This is a genomic window from Psychromicrobium xiongbiense, from assembly GCF_030271165.1.
Taxonomy (GTDB): domain Bacteria; phylum Actinomycetota; class Actinomycetes; order Actinomycetales; family Micrococcaceae; genus Renibacterium; species Renibacterium xiongbiense.
On the sequence record NZ_JASSZH010000034.1, the window covers coordinates 35,732 to 49,333 of the forward strand.

Here is a 13,602-nt window from a genome sequence, read left to right on the forward strand (position 1 = left end):
AAGTCAAGCCCTTCGCTGGTAACCTTTCGCTATGACTTCCGCAACGACCGCCGACGACGCCGTCGAGCCTGACGATTCGGGTCGTCGCCTGTCCTCTGAGGAGCGTCGCGCTCAGATCATCCGGGCCGCGCTCACCGTGTTCGGTGCACGCGGCTACGAGGGCGCCACCACCGATCAGGTCGCGCGGGCAGCAGGTGTCAGCCAGCCGTACGTCGTGCGTCTGTTCGGGTCGAAGGAAAACCTCTTCCTTGCCACCATCGAATACGCTCTGGACCGGTTGCTGTCGTCGTTCCGGGCGGCTCTCACCGAGTCCGATGAGGGCGGCGAGCGTCCGCTGGGTAAACGCATCGGCGAGGCATACGTCGACCTTATTGAGGTGCGCGGCCTGCATCAGACCTTGGCCCATGCCTACCTGCTCGGCAGCAATCCGGCCATCGGGGCCGCCGCACGCCAGGGCTTTGCCCGGGTCTGGCGATTCTTCCGCGACGACATGGGGCTCAATGCTGAGGATGCTCGCAATTTTCTGGCCGAAGGCATGCTGATCAGCACCATGATCGGCTTGCGGATTGTCGATGACTACGGCTCCGATCCGCAGATCACTGAGCTGTTCCGTGCATGTTTCCCCAACAAGCTTCCGCATGTACTGGCGGTGCTGCCACGCAGCCAACCACTCAGATAGCCAGCGCTGCCCTCCCACAGGTGAGGGCAGCTGAGCACGAAGTACCCGGGGGAGCGCCCGCAGCTTCTTAAGGAATTCTTAAAGGCCATGACCCAGGCTGGAACCTGATGGACAACCGTCCGCTCGTCCAGACTTGGAGGTCAGAGCCCCTGTGGAACACGATCAGGAAATCCCCGCGGTACCCCGCCCCACCCGGATGACCACGCCCGGGCGTGCCACGCCGGGTGCAGCCGTCCAGCTGAGCGCCCGCAACCGCCTCGCGGTGCTCCCCGAGCCCCGGCACTGGTTCAGCGTCGTGCTGCCGCTGTTCCTGATCGTGCTGGCGCTGGGCATCCTGGCCAAAGCTGTGCCGAGTTTCAGCACCACAGAGTTCGGTGTGGATCAGACGCTGAGCCAGCACCACGTACCAGTGCTGAACTCGCTGGCTAAGGGACTGGAGTTCCTCTTCGGCCCAGCCTTCGGCGCGCTGCTGGTGGTGCTGATCGGGCTGTTCCTGTTCTTCGTGAGGCGCTCGCCGGTCAATGCGCTGGCCTTCGTGCTGGTCGCCTGCTCCGGCTGGGTCGTCAGTGAGGTCTTCAAGCTGATCATCGCCCGCCAACGGCCGGATCAGAGCCTGCTCTTCGACCCGCTCTCCCCGGAAACCGGCTCCAACAGCTTCCCCAGTGGACACACCAGCTTCGCCGTCGCCCTCGCTCTGGCCTGCTACTTCCTGGCCCGGCAGACCCGCTGGAAGATCCCTGTGGCCTGTCTCGCCGTCGTGATTCCGCTGCTGGTCGGCTGGTCCCGCCTGTACATCGGCGTGCACTATCCCACCGATGTCATCGCGGCCATCCTGGCCACTCTTGCGACCGTCACCCTGTTCGCGGTGCTCTGGAACCGCTTCGCCGGGCGCCTGCTGGGCGGCCTGCCGATCTTCGCCGACCTCCGGGTGCAGCGATGAGCCTCCTGGACCCGACGTCCCTGCTGCAGGGCCTTGGCCCCTGGGCGCTGGTGGCCGTCGCCATCATGGTGTTCATCGAATCCGGCGTGCTCTTCCCCTTCCTCCCCGGGGACTCGCTGCTGTTCACCGCCGGGCTGCTGAGCCTGCAGCTGGGTATTCCGCTGCCGGTGCTGATCATCGTCGTCTCCCTCGCCGCCATCGCCGGTGATCAGGTGGGGTATCTGCTGGGCCGTCGCTTCGGCCGCCGCTGGTTCAAGGACGATGCAAAGATCCTCAAGACCGCCTATCTGGAGCGCACCGAGGAGTTCTACGCCCGGCGTGGTGGGGCTGCCGTGATTCTCTCCCGCTTCGTGCCCATTGTGCGCACTTACGCACCACTCGCGGCGGGTGCTGCCCGCTACCAGTACCGATCCTTCACGCTGTGGAACATTGTGGGCGCCGTCGCCTGGGCCACCTCCGTCACGCTGCTGGGATCCTGGCTGGGTCAGGTGCAGTTCATCGCCAAGAACATCGACGTCATCGCGGTCGCGATCGTCGTGATTTCGGTGGTGCCCTCGGTGGTGGGAGCGCTGCTGCGGCGTCGTAAGGCCGCCGGTCCTGCACGCGATGCCGCCGACAGTGAGGTACTGGTGGAAGAGTAGTCCCTATGGACAGCGATCAGATGGACCCGGAAGACCTGGACCCGGAAGACCTGGACCCGGAAGACCTGGACGATCTGGACCACCGGCCCGCGATCCTCCTCGTGGAGGACGATGCCGTCCTGGGCCCGCTGATCGTCGAGCTGATCGAGGATGACTTCCTGGTGGATCTGGCGCGAAACGGCCAGGAAGGTCTGCATCTGGCGCTCAGCGGGGCCTGGGATGCTCTGGTGGTCGACCGCGGGCTGCCGGTGATGGACGGCATTACCTTGATTTCCGCTCTGCGTGCCCAGGGTCTGGACACACCCATTCTGATCCTCACGGCGCTGGGTTCGGTGGAGGACAAGGTGGCCGGGCTCGATGCCGGAGCCAATGACTATATGACCAAGCCCTTCGATGCTGCCGAGCTCAAGGCCCGGTTACGAGCGCTCACCCGCAGCTATGCCTCGGTGCCCGCGCTGCTGAGCGTGGGCAACTGGGATCTGGACGTGAACGCCCGGCTGGTCCGCTCGGTCCACGGCGAACGAGTGTCCCTGACGGCCAAGGAGACCGAGATGTTCGCTCTTTTTGCGCAGTCCCCGGACCACGTGTTCTCCCGCGAAGAACTCATGACCGCACTGTTCCAGCCGACCGAGCAGCCCGGCGTCATCGACACCTACGTCCATCATCTGCGGCGCAAAATCTCCAGGACCATCGTCCGCACCGTCCACGGGGTGGGTTATCAGGCAGGGGCGGGCGATGACTGATCTCGGTGCGAACGATTCACTCGGTTCCATCCGCAGCGCTGCCCGCCGGGTGGCCCTGCGGATCAGCATCGCCTGCGGTGTCGCGATGATCTGCGTGTTCGCCCTGGGTTTCCTGTTCATCCTGTACCGTGCCAGCCTTCCGGTGGAGCCTGCCTCGGAGCATCCCGGCTCCCTGGTGGTGCGCCTCGACCCGGCCGATCTGGTGGTGGGGGCCATTCTGGCCAGTTGCGCGGCGGTGATCCTGGCCGGCGGTGTGGGCTGGCTGAGCGCACGGAGTGCGATGGCGCCGCTGGGCGAGGCGCTGGCGAAACAGAAGCGATTCGTCCAGGACGCGAGCCATGAATTGCGGACCCCGCTGGCGATCCTCGATGCCCGGGTGCAGTTGGTGCAGCGGGATACGCCGGCCGAGACGAAGGCCGGGCGCACTCTGGTGAAGATCCGGCAGGACACCGCGTCGTTGACCGGAATGGTGGAGGATCTGTTGCTGGCAGCGACTGCCACCGGGCCACAACCCCGGCAGGAGGTCATGGACCTTTCGGCCGTTGTGGCGGGGGTCGCGACCGACGTCCAGGTGATTGCCGCCGAGCGAGGCGTACAGATCGTCCAGGACCTGGCTCCTGGTGTGCAGATCCGGGCACCACGGGAGGGAATCCGCCGGGTGGCGCTGGCACTGGCGGACAATGCGCTCAATCACACGCCAGATGGCGGCCAGGTCACCCTGGCGTTGGCGGTCCAGGGGCAGTGGGCGGTGCTGACGGTCACGGATACCGGTGCGGGAATCAGCGGAGTTGCGCCGGAGAAGATTTTTGAACGCTTTGTCCGGGCCGATGCACCAGCGTCCCAGAGCGGGTCGGCACAGAGCGGGTCGGCACAGAGCGGGTCGGCACATAGTGGCGGCAGCGCCAGGCCGACGAGCTTCGGCATCGGGCTCGCCCTGGTCCGGGAGCTCGTCACGGCGGCCGGAGGGACGGTCGAGGTGGCGCAGACCGGCCCACAGGGAACCAGCATGCGGGCAGTTCTGCCCAGGGTGTAAGGGCGGGGTGACAGAGTCATTCATGAATAAAACTGTTCAGTTAGCTTCATATCTGCTATTCTGATGTCATGCCTACTGCAGAGAACACTTCCGCAGACCGTGCCGCCAGCCTGGCCGCAGATCTTCGAGTGGTTCTGGCACAGCTCAACCGCAGGCTCAGAGAACAGGCCATGTTGGGGGACCTGACCCGGTCACAGATCAATGTGCTGGCCAGGATTGAGCGTGACGGCCCAGCAGGGCGAAGCGACCTGGCCAGAGCGGAAGGAATCACCCCGCAGTCCATGGGGGCGCTGATTGCCGGTCTGGAGGATCGGGGGCTGGTGAGTTCCCTGCCGGACCCTTCCGACGGTCGACGGGCACTAGTAAGCCTCACCCCGCACGCCCTGGAGCTTTTTGGCCAGGGGCGCCTTGCGCGGGAGGACTGGCTGGCCCAGGCGCTCCAGGCTCAGCTGACGCCCGCTGAACAGGTGGAGCTTCGCCACAGTGTTGAGCTACTGCAACGGCTGAGCCGATTCTGAGCTAGCCTTCGGGCTTGCCATTTTTCATTCATCCTCTGAAGGAGTTCTGATGGCTTTGACCACGCTTGATCCGGTGACCGCTTTGATCGTCATCGATCTTCAACAAGGCATTGTCGGGATGCCGGGCACCGCCCACCCCACCGCAGAGGTGGTCCAACGCTCGGCGGCGCTGGCGGAGGCCTTCCGGAGCAGAAACCTTCCGGTGGTGTTGGTCAACGTGGTCGGAGCGCCCCGGGTCCGCACGGATATGAATCCCAGCGGGGCTGCGGTTCTGGGGCAGAACCTGGCCACGGACTGGGCGGCGCTGGTCCCTGAACTCGGCGATCATCCTGCGGATCTGAGAATCAGCAAGAGTGCCCGTAGTGCCCTGAGCAATCCGGAACTGCGGGATGCCCTCCGGTCGGTGGGTGCGACCCAGCTGGTGCTGACCGGCATTGCGACCAGTAGCGGAGTCGAGTCCACGGCACGGCAGGCCTTCGATGAGGGATACCACCTCAGCCTGGTCACCGATGCCATGACGGACTCGTCTGTGGAGGCCCATGAGCATTCCGTGACCCGAATTTTCCCGCGGATCGGGGAGACCGGCACGACGGCGGAGCTTCTGGAACTGCTTGAACGAAGAGGAGAGTGACCGCCCGGCTGGCACCTGCTGATCAGGTCCCGGATCAGCCGCGGGGTTTCGGCTGGCGTTTTCTGAGTCCTCTGCTGCTGGGCTCCACCCTGAACCCGATCAACAGTTCCATGATCGCGACCGGGCAGGTCGGGATCGGCCTGGACTTTCACCGGGGCCCGGGGGAGACCGCAGCCCTGGTCTCGGTACTGTACCTGTGCAGTGCGGTGATGCAGCCGACCATGGGCAAGCTCGCCACGCTGCTGGGGGCACGCCGGGTCTTTCTGGTGGGCACTGGCATCCTGCTGGTGGCCGGGCTGATCGGCAGTCTTGCCCAGAATTTTGAATCCCTCCTGGTCTCGAGAGCACTGATTGGCGCCGGAACAGCGGCGGCCTACCCGACGGCGATGTCCCTGGTCAGGGCGCGGGCGGATGAACTGGGCAGCGGTGTCCCCGCGCGTGTGCTGGGAAACTTCTCGATCGCCAGCCAGGTCACCGCAGTCATCGGCCTGCCGCTGGGCGGGCTGCTGACCGGGATTCTGGGCTGGCGGGCGCTGTTTTTCGTCAACGTGCCCCTCGCGCTACTGACGCTGATTTTCACCCTTCTGGGTGTCGACCGGGACGAGACAGCCCCGCGCACCCGGGAACTGAGTCTGCTGCGTTCGCTCGATCTTCCCGGCATCGTGCTCTTTGCCTTGGTCATCGCGGGCCTTCTGGTCTTCCTCTCCGATCTGGTGACACCGCAGTGGTGGCTGGTGCCAGGGATGGTGCTGACAGGCGCAGCCCTGGTTTTCTGGGAGCGCCGGGCATCCTCGCCGCTCATTGACGTGCGCATGCTCAGCCTCAACCGGGCGTTGCAGCGGAGCTACCTGCGTCAGACGCTGATCGCGCTGGGAATCTACACCTCGCTCTATGGCATCAGTCAGTGGATGGAACAGAGCGCCCAGCTGAGTGCCTCCGCGGTGGGTCTGGTGTTGTTGCCCTTGTCCGGGCTGAGCATCGTCATCGCCCGCGTGGTTTCCTCACGAGGCTGGGTGAGGTGGCCCCTGGCACTCTCCGGACTCGCCTTCCTCCTGGCCGCCGCCGTGATGCTGGTGATCAGTGGTTCCGTGCCCGTGGTGGTACTGGTTGGCATGTCCTTGCTCCTGGGCTGCGCCAACGGGCTCAGCGGCTTTGCCAATCAGGCGGTGCTGTACGTTCAGACGACTGGCGAGCAGATCGCTGTGGCCTCGGGGCTCTACCGAACGTTCACCTACCTGGGCGCCATTTTTTCCGCCAGCCTGATCGGGCTGGTCTTTGGAAAGGTGGCCACCGATGCCGGTTTCCACACTCTGGCCTGGGTGCTAGCCGTTCTGGGGCTCGGTGTGGTCCTGTTGTCGCTGCTGGACCGGTCGATTCCGGCCGCCACCGCGGTCGAGACGACGCACTGACAGGGCGAGCCATAACTGGACCCGGTCCTCGGTCACCGAGGGGTCGAGTCCGCTGAGTTCTGCGATCTTCTCCAGGCGGTAGCGGACGGTGTTCCGGTGGACGGACAAGGCCTGCGCGCAGGTGGCCAGTGAGCCATTGAGCTCCAGATAGCTCTCCAGGGTGGGCAGCAGATCGGAGTGATGCTGCGCATCGAAGCGCACCAGCGGTTCGAGTGTCCGCTCGGCCAGCGCGCTGAGTGTGGCGTCCGCACTGGAGAGGAGCGCCGAGGTCAGCGAGCCTTCTGACTCGTTCAGTCCAGGCCCCCGGCGGGCCGCCTCCAGGGCTTCCAGATAGCTCCATCGCAGGCCTTGAGGCCCCGCGTGCTGACTGCCCAGCCCCAGAGATGCCTTCAGCCCGTGGTCCTCCAGCTGACGGGCGATGGCGGCGGCCACTGGATGCGGATCGCCCAGCGATGCCGGGATCAGCACGGCCAGGCCGGTGTCCGTCGTCGCCGTCCGGCAGCCTGTGCACTCCGCAGGCCAGGCCAGGCCCTGGAGCATTCGGAGCTGTGCCGTGTCCACGGAGCTCAAGGGGCTCCCGGAGCTCGCCGCATCTGTGGAGTTCAAGGGGGCCACCGAGATCGCCAGCACGCTGAGTTCCGTAGCCTCGAGACGAAGCGTCCACCATCGCTCTGCGGCGGGCTTCTCGTTCAGCGAATCCTCCACCACCTCCTGAAGGGCCGCCCCGGCAAGTTGACGGGTCGCCCGGCGTTGGTGCGCCTGCTGAAGGCGCGCCACGGAGAGTAGTTCCTGGCCGAGGCTCGCAATCTCGGCAGGCTCGCCACTGAGCGTCAGGGCAGCGAGCGTCTGAAGAAATGGCGCCAGATCGGCATCGTCCGGCTCCTGTGCGGATGGCTCCGGTATCGACTCGACCACTTGGCGGTAGGCCTCCAGCAGCTGCTTCTGGGCTGTGTGCTGGTCTGCCCGAAGCGATTCATTCGCGCTGATCGCCAATGCCAGAAAGGGGGTGTGCTCCGGCACCTCGACCACAGCCAAACCCCACCGGCTCGCCTCGGTGAGCAGCGCTTCAGGGATCCTCTCGTGGTGCAGGCCGATGCCGAAGCCGATTCCCACAGCCCCGGCCTGTTTGGTCTGCCGGACAAAGATGCGCTGAGCTGCCACGGTGCCCAGCCGGGCGCCGGTGGTCAGGACGAGTTCTGCACCGCGCAGAAAGGGCCGGGGGCGTTCCGCTTCGGTGACAGCGACCGAGGAGATCGGCGTCGTCAACGCATCAAGCCGGGTGCCCGGACCGGCAGCCCGCGGACCTCCCGCCCGCGGAATGCTGGATGCAGGCGTGGCGACCCCTCCCGGGCCGATCAGGCGCAGCCCCCAGGAGGCATGGTGGAGCAGTGCGGCCAGTGTCAGAGCCATGGGACCACTATACGAAGGCAGCATGGATCAATGCCCAGTGGGCGAGGCGTAGATGGTGCATCTGCCCATTGATGCCGCAGCTCGGTCATCGATCGGCCATTGGCCCCGGGCAGCGGCCAGAGTAGGGTCTTCTCATGCGCTACGTCGTGGGGTACGCCCCTAAGAACTCAGCCCAGGATGCGATGGCCCTGGCGGCCGCGATCGCCGGGACCCAAGGTGCCAGCCTCGACATTGTCTATGTGACGGACGACGATGTTCCCTATGTGGCACTGAATCCGCAGGGAAATCGCGTCAGCGCCTCCGAGCAGGAGGTGCTGACCGCCGAACGCGTGGCACTGGACGCGGTCCCCGCGGGGATCGACGCGCGATTCCACGTCCGTGAAAGCGAGTCGGTGGCCCAGGGGCTGATCGAGGCTGCCGCGGAGTTCGATGCGGGGTTGATGGTGGTGGGCGCCACCCGAGCGGGGCTGCTGGGCCGGTTCGCGCTCGGTCCGGTGGCAGATGCTTTGCTCCACGCCTCTCCGTTGCCGGTGGCTCTGGCCCCGGCAAGCTATCGCGGGTCAGCAATTTCCCGCCTGACGTCCTTCGTCGGCACTCGGGAAGGTGCCCAGGCCGCCATCGATGTCGCCATCCGGGCCGCGGGCAGGCGCGGCCTGCCGTTGCGCTTCGTCTCGCTCGTCGAGCTTGATCAGCTGACCCAGCAGGACTTCGACCTGGACAGTCCGCTCAGCCCCGCCCGCCAGCATGTCAACAGCGTGCTGGCCGGTGCTGCAGCGCGCCTACCCGCGGGCGAGGCCACCGCAACCATTGCGCATGGCCAGAGCATTGAGGAAGCCATTGAGTCGATCGGCTGGGAGCCGGGTGAGTTGGCGCTGATCGGCTCCTCCCGGCTCGCGCAGAAGAACCGGCTCTTCCTGGGCAATACCGCTCACAAGGTACTCCGGGCGTTGCCGGTGCCGCTCGTCGTTGTGCCCCGGGATTTCGATCAGCCCGATGTCCTCGACTGAATCAGCGTCCCTGACGCAACCGTGAGCTCCGCTGTCGCTGGATGAGCATGTCTGCCGTGAGCAGGATCAGAGCGAGCCAGACGATGCAGAAACCGACCCAGCGCTCCACTCCCATCTGCTCGTGCAGGAACAGGACGGCGATCAGGAACTGCAGCACCGGCGCGAAGTACTGCAACAGACCGATGGTCGTCATCGGCAGCCGGCGTGCGGAGGCCGCGAAGAACAGCAGGGGGACCGCAGTGATCACGCCCGATGCCGCCATCCACCAGAAATGTCCCGCACCCTGCGAGGTGAGAGTGGCGGTTCCGGAGACACTCAGGATCACCATGCCGACCAGGGCGAACGGCGTCAGCACGGCCGTCTCGACACTGAGCGAGGTCGCGGCGCTGACCTGTTGCCCCACCCGATTCTTGACGAAACCGTAGACCCCGAAGGTCAGCGCCAGCATCAGCGCTATCCACGGAAGCTGCCCATAGGCGATGGTCAACTCGATCACGGCAATGAAGCCGATGCCCATCGCCGCCCACTGCAGGGGGCGCAGTTTCTCCTTGAGAATCAGGACGCCCAGCAGGACGGAGACGAGAGGGTTGATGAAGTAACCCAGGGCCGTTTCGATCGCGTGCCCGGTCGTGATGCCGTAGGTGAAGATCAGCCAGTTCACCGCGATCAGGGCGGCCGCGATGGCCAGAGTTCCCAGGATCCTGGGTGTGCGAACGGCGGCGATGACGTCCGGCCAGCCGCGCGTCACGGTCAGAATCAGGGCACAGAAGATGAGCGAGAACACCACCCTGCTGGCGACGATCTCGACCGCGCTCGCCGGGATGAGTAACAGGAAATACAGCGGCAGCAGGCCCCACAAGCTGTACGCGGTGATGCCGTAGACGACGCCGAGGCTGCGTTTTTCTGAGCTGCGTTTTTCTGAAGGGGACGCTGCTGGGGTGGCGGTGATCGAAGGGGCGGTGGTGGCGGGCGGCAACTCAGTCTCGGAGGGGGGCACAGTGCCATAACAGCAGGCCGCAGGACGAAATTCCAGTCGGGCCCGTGGTCCCGCGGTAGCGGCCACTCCGCCAGTCTCTGGGGCAACGGGCTGCGGGCCGTTTGTCCACCGAATCGTCATCGTGCCGCATAGACTGCGACTATGACTCAAGGATTCGTGGCTGATGGATATCAGCCCCTCGCCGATGCATTTGATTCACTCTTCACCGACGGCCTGGATGACGGCGCCTCGCTGACGGTCTACCGACACGGAAAACTGGCGGTGGACCTGTGGGGTGGAACCGACCCGCACGATGGAACGCCGTGGGAGAAGGACAGCGCCACCGTCGGCTTCTCCACCACCAAAGCTGCAGCCACCATTCTGGCGCTCCGCCTGGTGGAACGCGGGCTGCTGGACCTGGATGCTTCGGTGGCCGACTACTGGCCGGAATTCGCCGCAGCCGGGAAAGAATCCATCACGGTGCGCCAGGTACTCCAGCACCGTGGCGCGCTGCCGTATCTGGAGGGAGTGGCGGAAGACTTCTACACGCCCGGAAAGGCTGAGGCGATCATCGCTACTCAGACTCCCGCCTACCCGGTCAATTCCGCCTTTGTCTATCACGCCGTCACCTTTGGCACCCTGGTCGGGGAGCTGATTCGGCGGGTCACCGGCCAGTCCGTCAGTGAGGTGATGCAGCAGGAGATCTCCCAGCCTCTGGGCATCGATTTCTGGATCGGTCTGCCCGAGTCCGCGCAGCGCCAGTTCCGCCGGATCACCTATGGAACGGTCGATCTTCCGGTGGCACCCCCCGCGGAGGTGATGGCTCAACTTCCACCGGCCACGGCGGCGGAGATCAGGACCGGACTTCAACTGCTGAGCATGTTCCACGAGGACAGCCGGGAGGCTGCACCCAATACTCTGCCCTTCCTGCAGGCACAGATGGCCGGAGCGAACGGAGTCAATAACGGACGCGCCCTGGCCACGATGTACGCGGCCCTGCTGGGCGAGGTGAACGGCGTCCGGCTGCTCTCGGCGGACACCGTGGCGATGGCCAGCAGACTCGGCACTGCCGACATCGAACGCCCGCCGCTGGCCGATGGCACGCCTCAGGACCGGCCACGCTGGGGTGTGGGTTTCCACCTCGATGACGCCGGAACGCCGATGCTCGGCGAAGGCTCCTTCGGTCATGCCGGAATGGGCGGGCGGCTGGGGTTCGCGCATGCGGCGAGCGGGGTGGCCTTCGGCTATGTGGGTCAGCGAATGCAGCTGGATGACAGCCTTCCACAGGATCTGCGACTGGTCCGGCTGATGAAGGGCCTGACGGAGTCGCTGGGCTGATTCGTCGGTTGCTGCCCATGACGTAGGGCTGGATCACCCTGTTGGTGATCCAGCCCTACGTCACTCTTTTGGGTAGATGGGCTGTAGAGAGAGTCCGTTGATTCCCTGGAAATCAGCTGGGTTGAGCGTGCAGAGAGGAAGGTTGTTGGCGATTGCGGTAGCCGCGATCAGCGCGTCATAGGCGCGCGCTTTAGGCTTTCGCCCGTGCTGGCGAAACGATGCGGCAACCTGACCGAAGGCTCGCGCGCAAGCCGGGTCGAACGGGATCGGGTCAAAGTCTGCTTCCGCTTGCTGAAGATGAGCCTGACGTGCTGCCCGCTCACCGTCGGTGGAGGCGACCAGTGGGCCGACAGAGAGTTCAGCGAGGGTCACGGCGCTGATCAGACACTCTCCCGGCAGGATGGACTCATCAAGATCTCTGAGCTCAATAACGGTCCCGGTGTCCAGAAGGCCGCGTTCCGGAGGGTGAGAGATCACAGATCTGCATCCAGAATCTTGTCCAGGTCGGCCCGGAGAGCTTTCACATCGACTCGCGGCAGATGACGACGGCTCAGAATCAGCTGTTCTGTCCGGCGGCTGCGCCGTCGCAAAGGCTGTAGCTCAGCCATCTCAAGCCCGTCACGGGTGACAATCAACGATTCTCCGTGGGCAACCCTTTGGAGAATTTCGCCTCCATGATTTCTCAGCTCACGTACCGATACGGTTCCCATAGTCTGGGTGTATCACCGGTGATACACCCAGACTATGGGAACCCCCTACATCAGGCGGTTCCTGCTCAGACCTGGCTTTCACCGCTCAGATCGGTCCGGCCGACGCCGAGGTTGGCCGCCAGGCTTTCGCCGAGTTCTGTGTCCACCTGGGTCCAGTAGGCGATAGCGCGGTCCCGGATCGCGGGATCCTGCACACCGCCCACCGCTCCGGTGATCGTCGCCAGGAAGCGCTCGCGGGCGGCATCGTCGAATACCTCGCGGTACAACGTGCCGGCCTGACCGAAGTCGCTGTCCTCGGCGTGCAGACGTCCAGCGGAGAGGGTCAGCTCGCCATCGTTCTCCCAGCCACCGGGCTGGAAGAGGGACTCATCAGCGGCAGGGCCGCCCTTGGAGTTCGGTGCGTAGTTGGGAACCGTCGGCGCATTGAAGTGGTAGCGCGCTGCACCGTTCTGCGAGTAATTGTGCACCTGGGCCTTCGGTGCGTTCACCGGCAGCTGCGCATGGTTGGTGCCCACCCGGTAGCGGTGCGCATCCGCGTAGGAGAAGATGCGGGCCTGCAGCATTTTGTCCGGGGAGGCGGCGATGCCGGGCACAAAATTGCTCGGTGCGAAAGCGGCCTGCTCGATCTGGGCGAAGTAGTTCTCCGGATTCCGGTTCAGCGTCATGGTGCCGACCGGGATCCGCGGGTAGTCAGCAAACGGCCAGACCTTGGTCAGATCGAAGGGATTGAAGCGGTAGGTCTTGGCGTCCTCGTAGGGCATCACCTGGACCGACAGGTCCCACTTCGGGAAGCTGCCTTCCTCAATCGCCTCGTAGAGATCGCGAATATGGTGGTCCGCGTCCGAGCCGGCCAGCTGCTCCGCTTCCTCGCCGGTCAGCCCCTCCACACCCTGCTGCGAGGTGAAGTGGTACTTGACCCAGAAACGCTCACCCGCAGCGTTGATCCATTGGTAGGTGTGCGAACCATAACCCTGCATGAAGCGCCAGGATCGGGGAAGGCCACGATCGCCCATCAGCCAGGTGACCTGGTGCGCTGATTCGGGGGAGAGTGTCCAGAAATCCCACTGCATATCTGCATCGCGCAGGTTGGAGCCCGGGAGGCGCTTCTGCGAGTGAATGAAATCGGGGAACTTGATCCCATCCCGGATGAAGAACACCGGGGTGTTGTTGCCCACCAGGTCGTAATTGCCTTCGGTGGTGTAGAACTTGAGGGCGAATCCGCGCGGATCGCGCCAGGTGTCCGGGGAGCCCTGCTCACCTGCCACCGAGGAGAAGCGGATCAGCAGGTCGGTGCTGACGCCCGGCTGGAACAGTGCCGCTTTGGTGTACTGCGAGACGTCCGAGGTGGTTTCAAAGGTGCCGAAAGCCCCACCGCCCTTGGCATGCACCACGCGCTCCGGCACCCGCTCACGGTTGAACTGGGCCAGCTTCTCCACCAGATAGTGATCGGTGAGGATGATGGCGCCATCGGGGCCAACGCTGGGCGAATGCGCATCGGATACAACGGGAGCACCGGATTGGCTGGTGGTCTGGGGGACGGATTCCGCGGACATAGTTTCTCCTTCGA

At 65.0% G+C, this 13,602-nt stretch carries 15 protein-coding genes; 10 read left to right on the forward strand and 5 right to left on the reverse strand.

The window, feature by feature from the left end; all coding sequences use genetic code 11:
• The first annotated feature begins 31 nt into the window (after positions 1–31).
• From QQM37_RS12035 to QQM37_RS12070, 8 genes are all read left to right on the forward strand, one after another.
• Positions 32–679: a TetR/AcrR family transcriptional regulator gene (locus QQM37_RS12035; protein WP_285727808.1), complete on the forward strand. Its 648-nt coding sequence runs from the start codon at positions 32–34 to the stop codon at positions 677–679.
• Positions 680–830: 151 nt separating this feature from the next.
• Positions 831–1,619: a phosphatase PAP2 family protein gene (locus tag QQM37_RS12040; RefSeq protein ID WP_285727810.1), complete on the forward strand. Its 789-nt coding sequence runs from the start codon at positions 831–833 to the stop codon at positions 1,617–1,619.
• Positions 1,616–2,260: a DedA family protein gene (locus QQM37_RS12045; RefSeq protein WP_285727812.1), complete on the forward strand. Its 645-nt coding sequence runs from the start codon at positions 1,616–1,618 to the stop codon at positions 2,258–2,260. The genes QQM37_RS12040 and QQM37_RS12045 overlap by 4 nt, the downstream gene beginning before the upstream one ends.
• A 5-nt stretch (positions 2,261–2,265) precedes the next feature.
• Positions 2,266–3,003, forward strand: a complete 738-nt coding sequence (locus tag QQM37_RS12050; protein ID WP_285727814.1) for a response regulator transcription factor — start codon at positions 2,266–2,268, stop codon at positions 3,001–3,003.
• Positions 2,996–4,036 (forward strand): sensor histidine kinase, encoded by a 1,041-nt coding sequence (locus QQM37_RS12055; protein WP_285727816.1) that lies wholly within the window; start codon positions 2,996–2,998, stop codon positions 4,034–4,036. The genes QQM37_RS12050 and QQM37_RS12055 overlap by 8 nt, the downstream gene beginning before the upstream one ends.
• Before the next feature lie 68 nt (positions 4,037–4,104).
• The gene (locus QQM37_RS12060) at positions 4,105–4,554 is read left to right on the forward strand and encodes a MarR family winged helix-turn-helix transcriptional regulator (RefSeq protein ID WP_285727818.1); all 450 of its coding nucleotides are present in this window, start codon (positions 4,105–4,107) and stop codon (positions 4,552–4,554) included.
• Positions 4,555–4,603: 49 nt separating this feature from the next.
• Positions 4,604–5,185 (forward strand): isochorismatase family protein, encoded by a 582-nt coding sequence (locus QQM37_RS12065; protein ID WP_285727820.1) that lies wholly within the window; start codon positions 4,604–4,606, stop codon positions 5,183–5,185.
• On the forward strand, positions 5,182–6,594 hold the full coding sequence (locus QQM37_RS12070; RefSeq protein WP_285727822.1) for an MFS transporter: 1,413 nt from the start codon (positions 5,182–5,184) through the stop codon (positions 6,592–6,594). The genes QQM37_RS12065 and QQM37_RS12070 overlap by 4 nt, the downstream gene beginning before the upstream one ends.
• Here QQM37_RS12070 and QQM37_RS12075 read toward each other — a convergent pair.
• Entirely contained in the window at positions 6,508–8,004 is a 1,497-nt protein-coding gene (locus QQM37_RS12075; RefSeq protein WP_285727824.1) for a PucR family transcriptional regulator, read from the reverse strand. The two genes, QQM37_RS12070 and QQM37_RS12075, sit on opposite strands and share 87 nt — an antisense overlap.
• Positions 8,005–8,138: 134 nt before the next feature.
• Between QQM37_RS12075 and QQM37_RS12080 the strand changes: the two genes are divergently transcribed.
• Complete coding sequence (locus QQM37_RS12080) at positions 8,139–9,011, forward strand: universal stress protein (protein ID WP_285727826.1); 873 nt, start codon at positions 8,139–8,141, stop codon at positions 9,009–9,011.
• A 1-nt stretch (position 9,012) separates the two neighbouring features.
• Here the strand turns inward: QQM37_RS12080 and rarD are convergent, their stop codons facing one another.
• Complete coding sequence (gene rarD / locus QQM37_RS12085; protein WP_420030164.1) at positions 9,013–10,008, reverse strand: EamA family transporter RarD; 996 nt, start codon at positions 10,006–10,008, stop codon at positions 9,013–9,015.
• A 141-nt stretch (positions 10,009–10,149) separates the two neighbouring features.
• Here rarD and QQM37_RS12090 point away from each other — a divergent pair, with 141 nt between their 5' ends.
• Positions 10,150–11,325: a serine hydrolase domain-containing protein gene (locus tag QQM37_RS12090; RefSeq protein ID WP_285727828.1), complete on the forward strand. Its 1,176-nt coding sequence runs from the start codon at positions 10,150–10,152 to the stop codon at positions 11,323–11,325.
• 60 nt (positions 11,326–11,385) lie between these two features.
• Here the strand turns inward: QQM37_RS12090 and QQM37_RS12095 are convergent, their stop codons facing one another.
• The 3 genes from QQM37_RS12095 to QQM37_RS12105 form a co-directional block, all read right to left on the reverse strand.
• Entirely contained in the window at positions 11,386–11,802 is a 417-nt protein-coding gene (locus tag QQM37_RS12095; RefSeq protein ID WP_285727830.1) for a type II toxin-antitoxin system VapC family toxin, read from the reverse strand.
• Entirely contained in the window at positions 11,799–12,035 is a 237-nt protein-coding gene (locus QQM37_RS12100) for a type II toxin-antitoxin system Phd/YefM family antitoxin (RefSeq protein ID WP_285727832.1), read from the reverse strand. The genes QQM37_RS12095 and QQM37_RS12100 overlap by 4 nt, the downstream gene beginning before the upstream one ends.
• Positions 12,036–12,100: 65 nt before the next feature.
• Positions 12,101–13,588: a catalase gene (locus QQM37_RS12105; protein WP_285727834.1), complete on the reverse strand. Its 1,488-nt coding sequence runs from the start codon at positions 13,586–13,588 to the stop codon at positions 12,101–12,103.
• Positions 13,589–13,602 lie beyond the last annotated feature (14 nt).

What these genes read in the sequence shown, in the direction of transcription:
- QQM37_RS12105 (WP_285727834.1), bottom strand. Translation starts at nt 13,588, where the DNA reads ATGTCCGCGGAATCCGTCCCCCAGACCACCAGCCAATCCGGTGCTCCC.
- QQM37_RS12090 (WP_285727828.1), top strand. Translation starts at nt 10,150, where the DNA reads ATGACTCAAGGATTCGTGGCTGATGGATATCAGCCCCTCGCCGATGCA.
- QQM37_RS12050 (WP_285727814.1), top strand. Translation starts at nt 2,266, where the DNA reads ATGGACAGCGATCAGATGGACCCGGAAGACCTGGACCCGGAAGACCTG.
- QQM37_RS12100 (WP_285727832.1), bottom strand. Translation starts at nt 12,035, where the DNA reads ATGGGAACCGTATCGGTACGTGAGCTGAGAAATCATGGAGGCGAAATT.
- QQM37_RS12065 (WP_285727820.1), top strand. Translation starts at nt 4,604, where the DNA reads ATGGCTTTGACCACGCTTGATCCGGTGACCGCTTTGATCGTCATCGAT.
- QQM37_RS12080 (WP_285727826.1), top strand. Translation starts at nt 8,139, where the DNA reads ATGCGCTACGTCGTGGGGTACGCCCCTAAGAACTCAGCCCAGGATGCG.
- QQM37_RS12055 (WP_285727816.1), top strand. Translation starts at nt 2,996, where the DNA reads ATGACTGATCTCGGTGCGAACGATTCACTCGGTTCCATCCGCAGCGCT.
- QQM37_RS12060 (WP_285727818.1), top strand. Translation starts at nt 4,105, where the DNA reads ATGCCTACTGCAGAGAACACTTCCGCAGACCGTGCCGCCAGCCTGGCC.
- QQM37_RS12045 (WP_285727812.1), top strand. Translation starts at nt 1,616, where the DNA reads ATGAGCCTCCTGGACCCGACGTCCCTGCTGCAGGGCCTTGGCCCCTGG.
- QQM37_RS12075 (WP_285727824.1), bottom strand. Translation starts at nt 8,004, where the DNA reads ATGGCTCTGACACTGGCCGCACTGCTCCACCATGCCTCCTGGGGGCTG.
- QQM37_RS12035 (WP_285727808.1), top strand. Translation starts at nt 32, where the DNA reads ATGACTTCCGCAACGACCGCCGACGACGCCGTCGAGCCTGACGATTCG.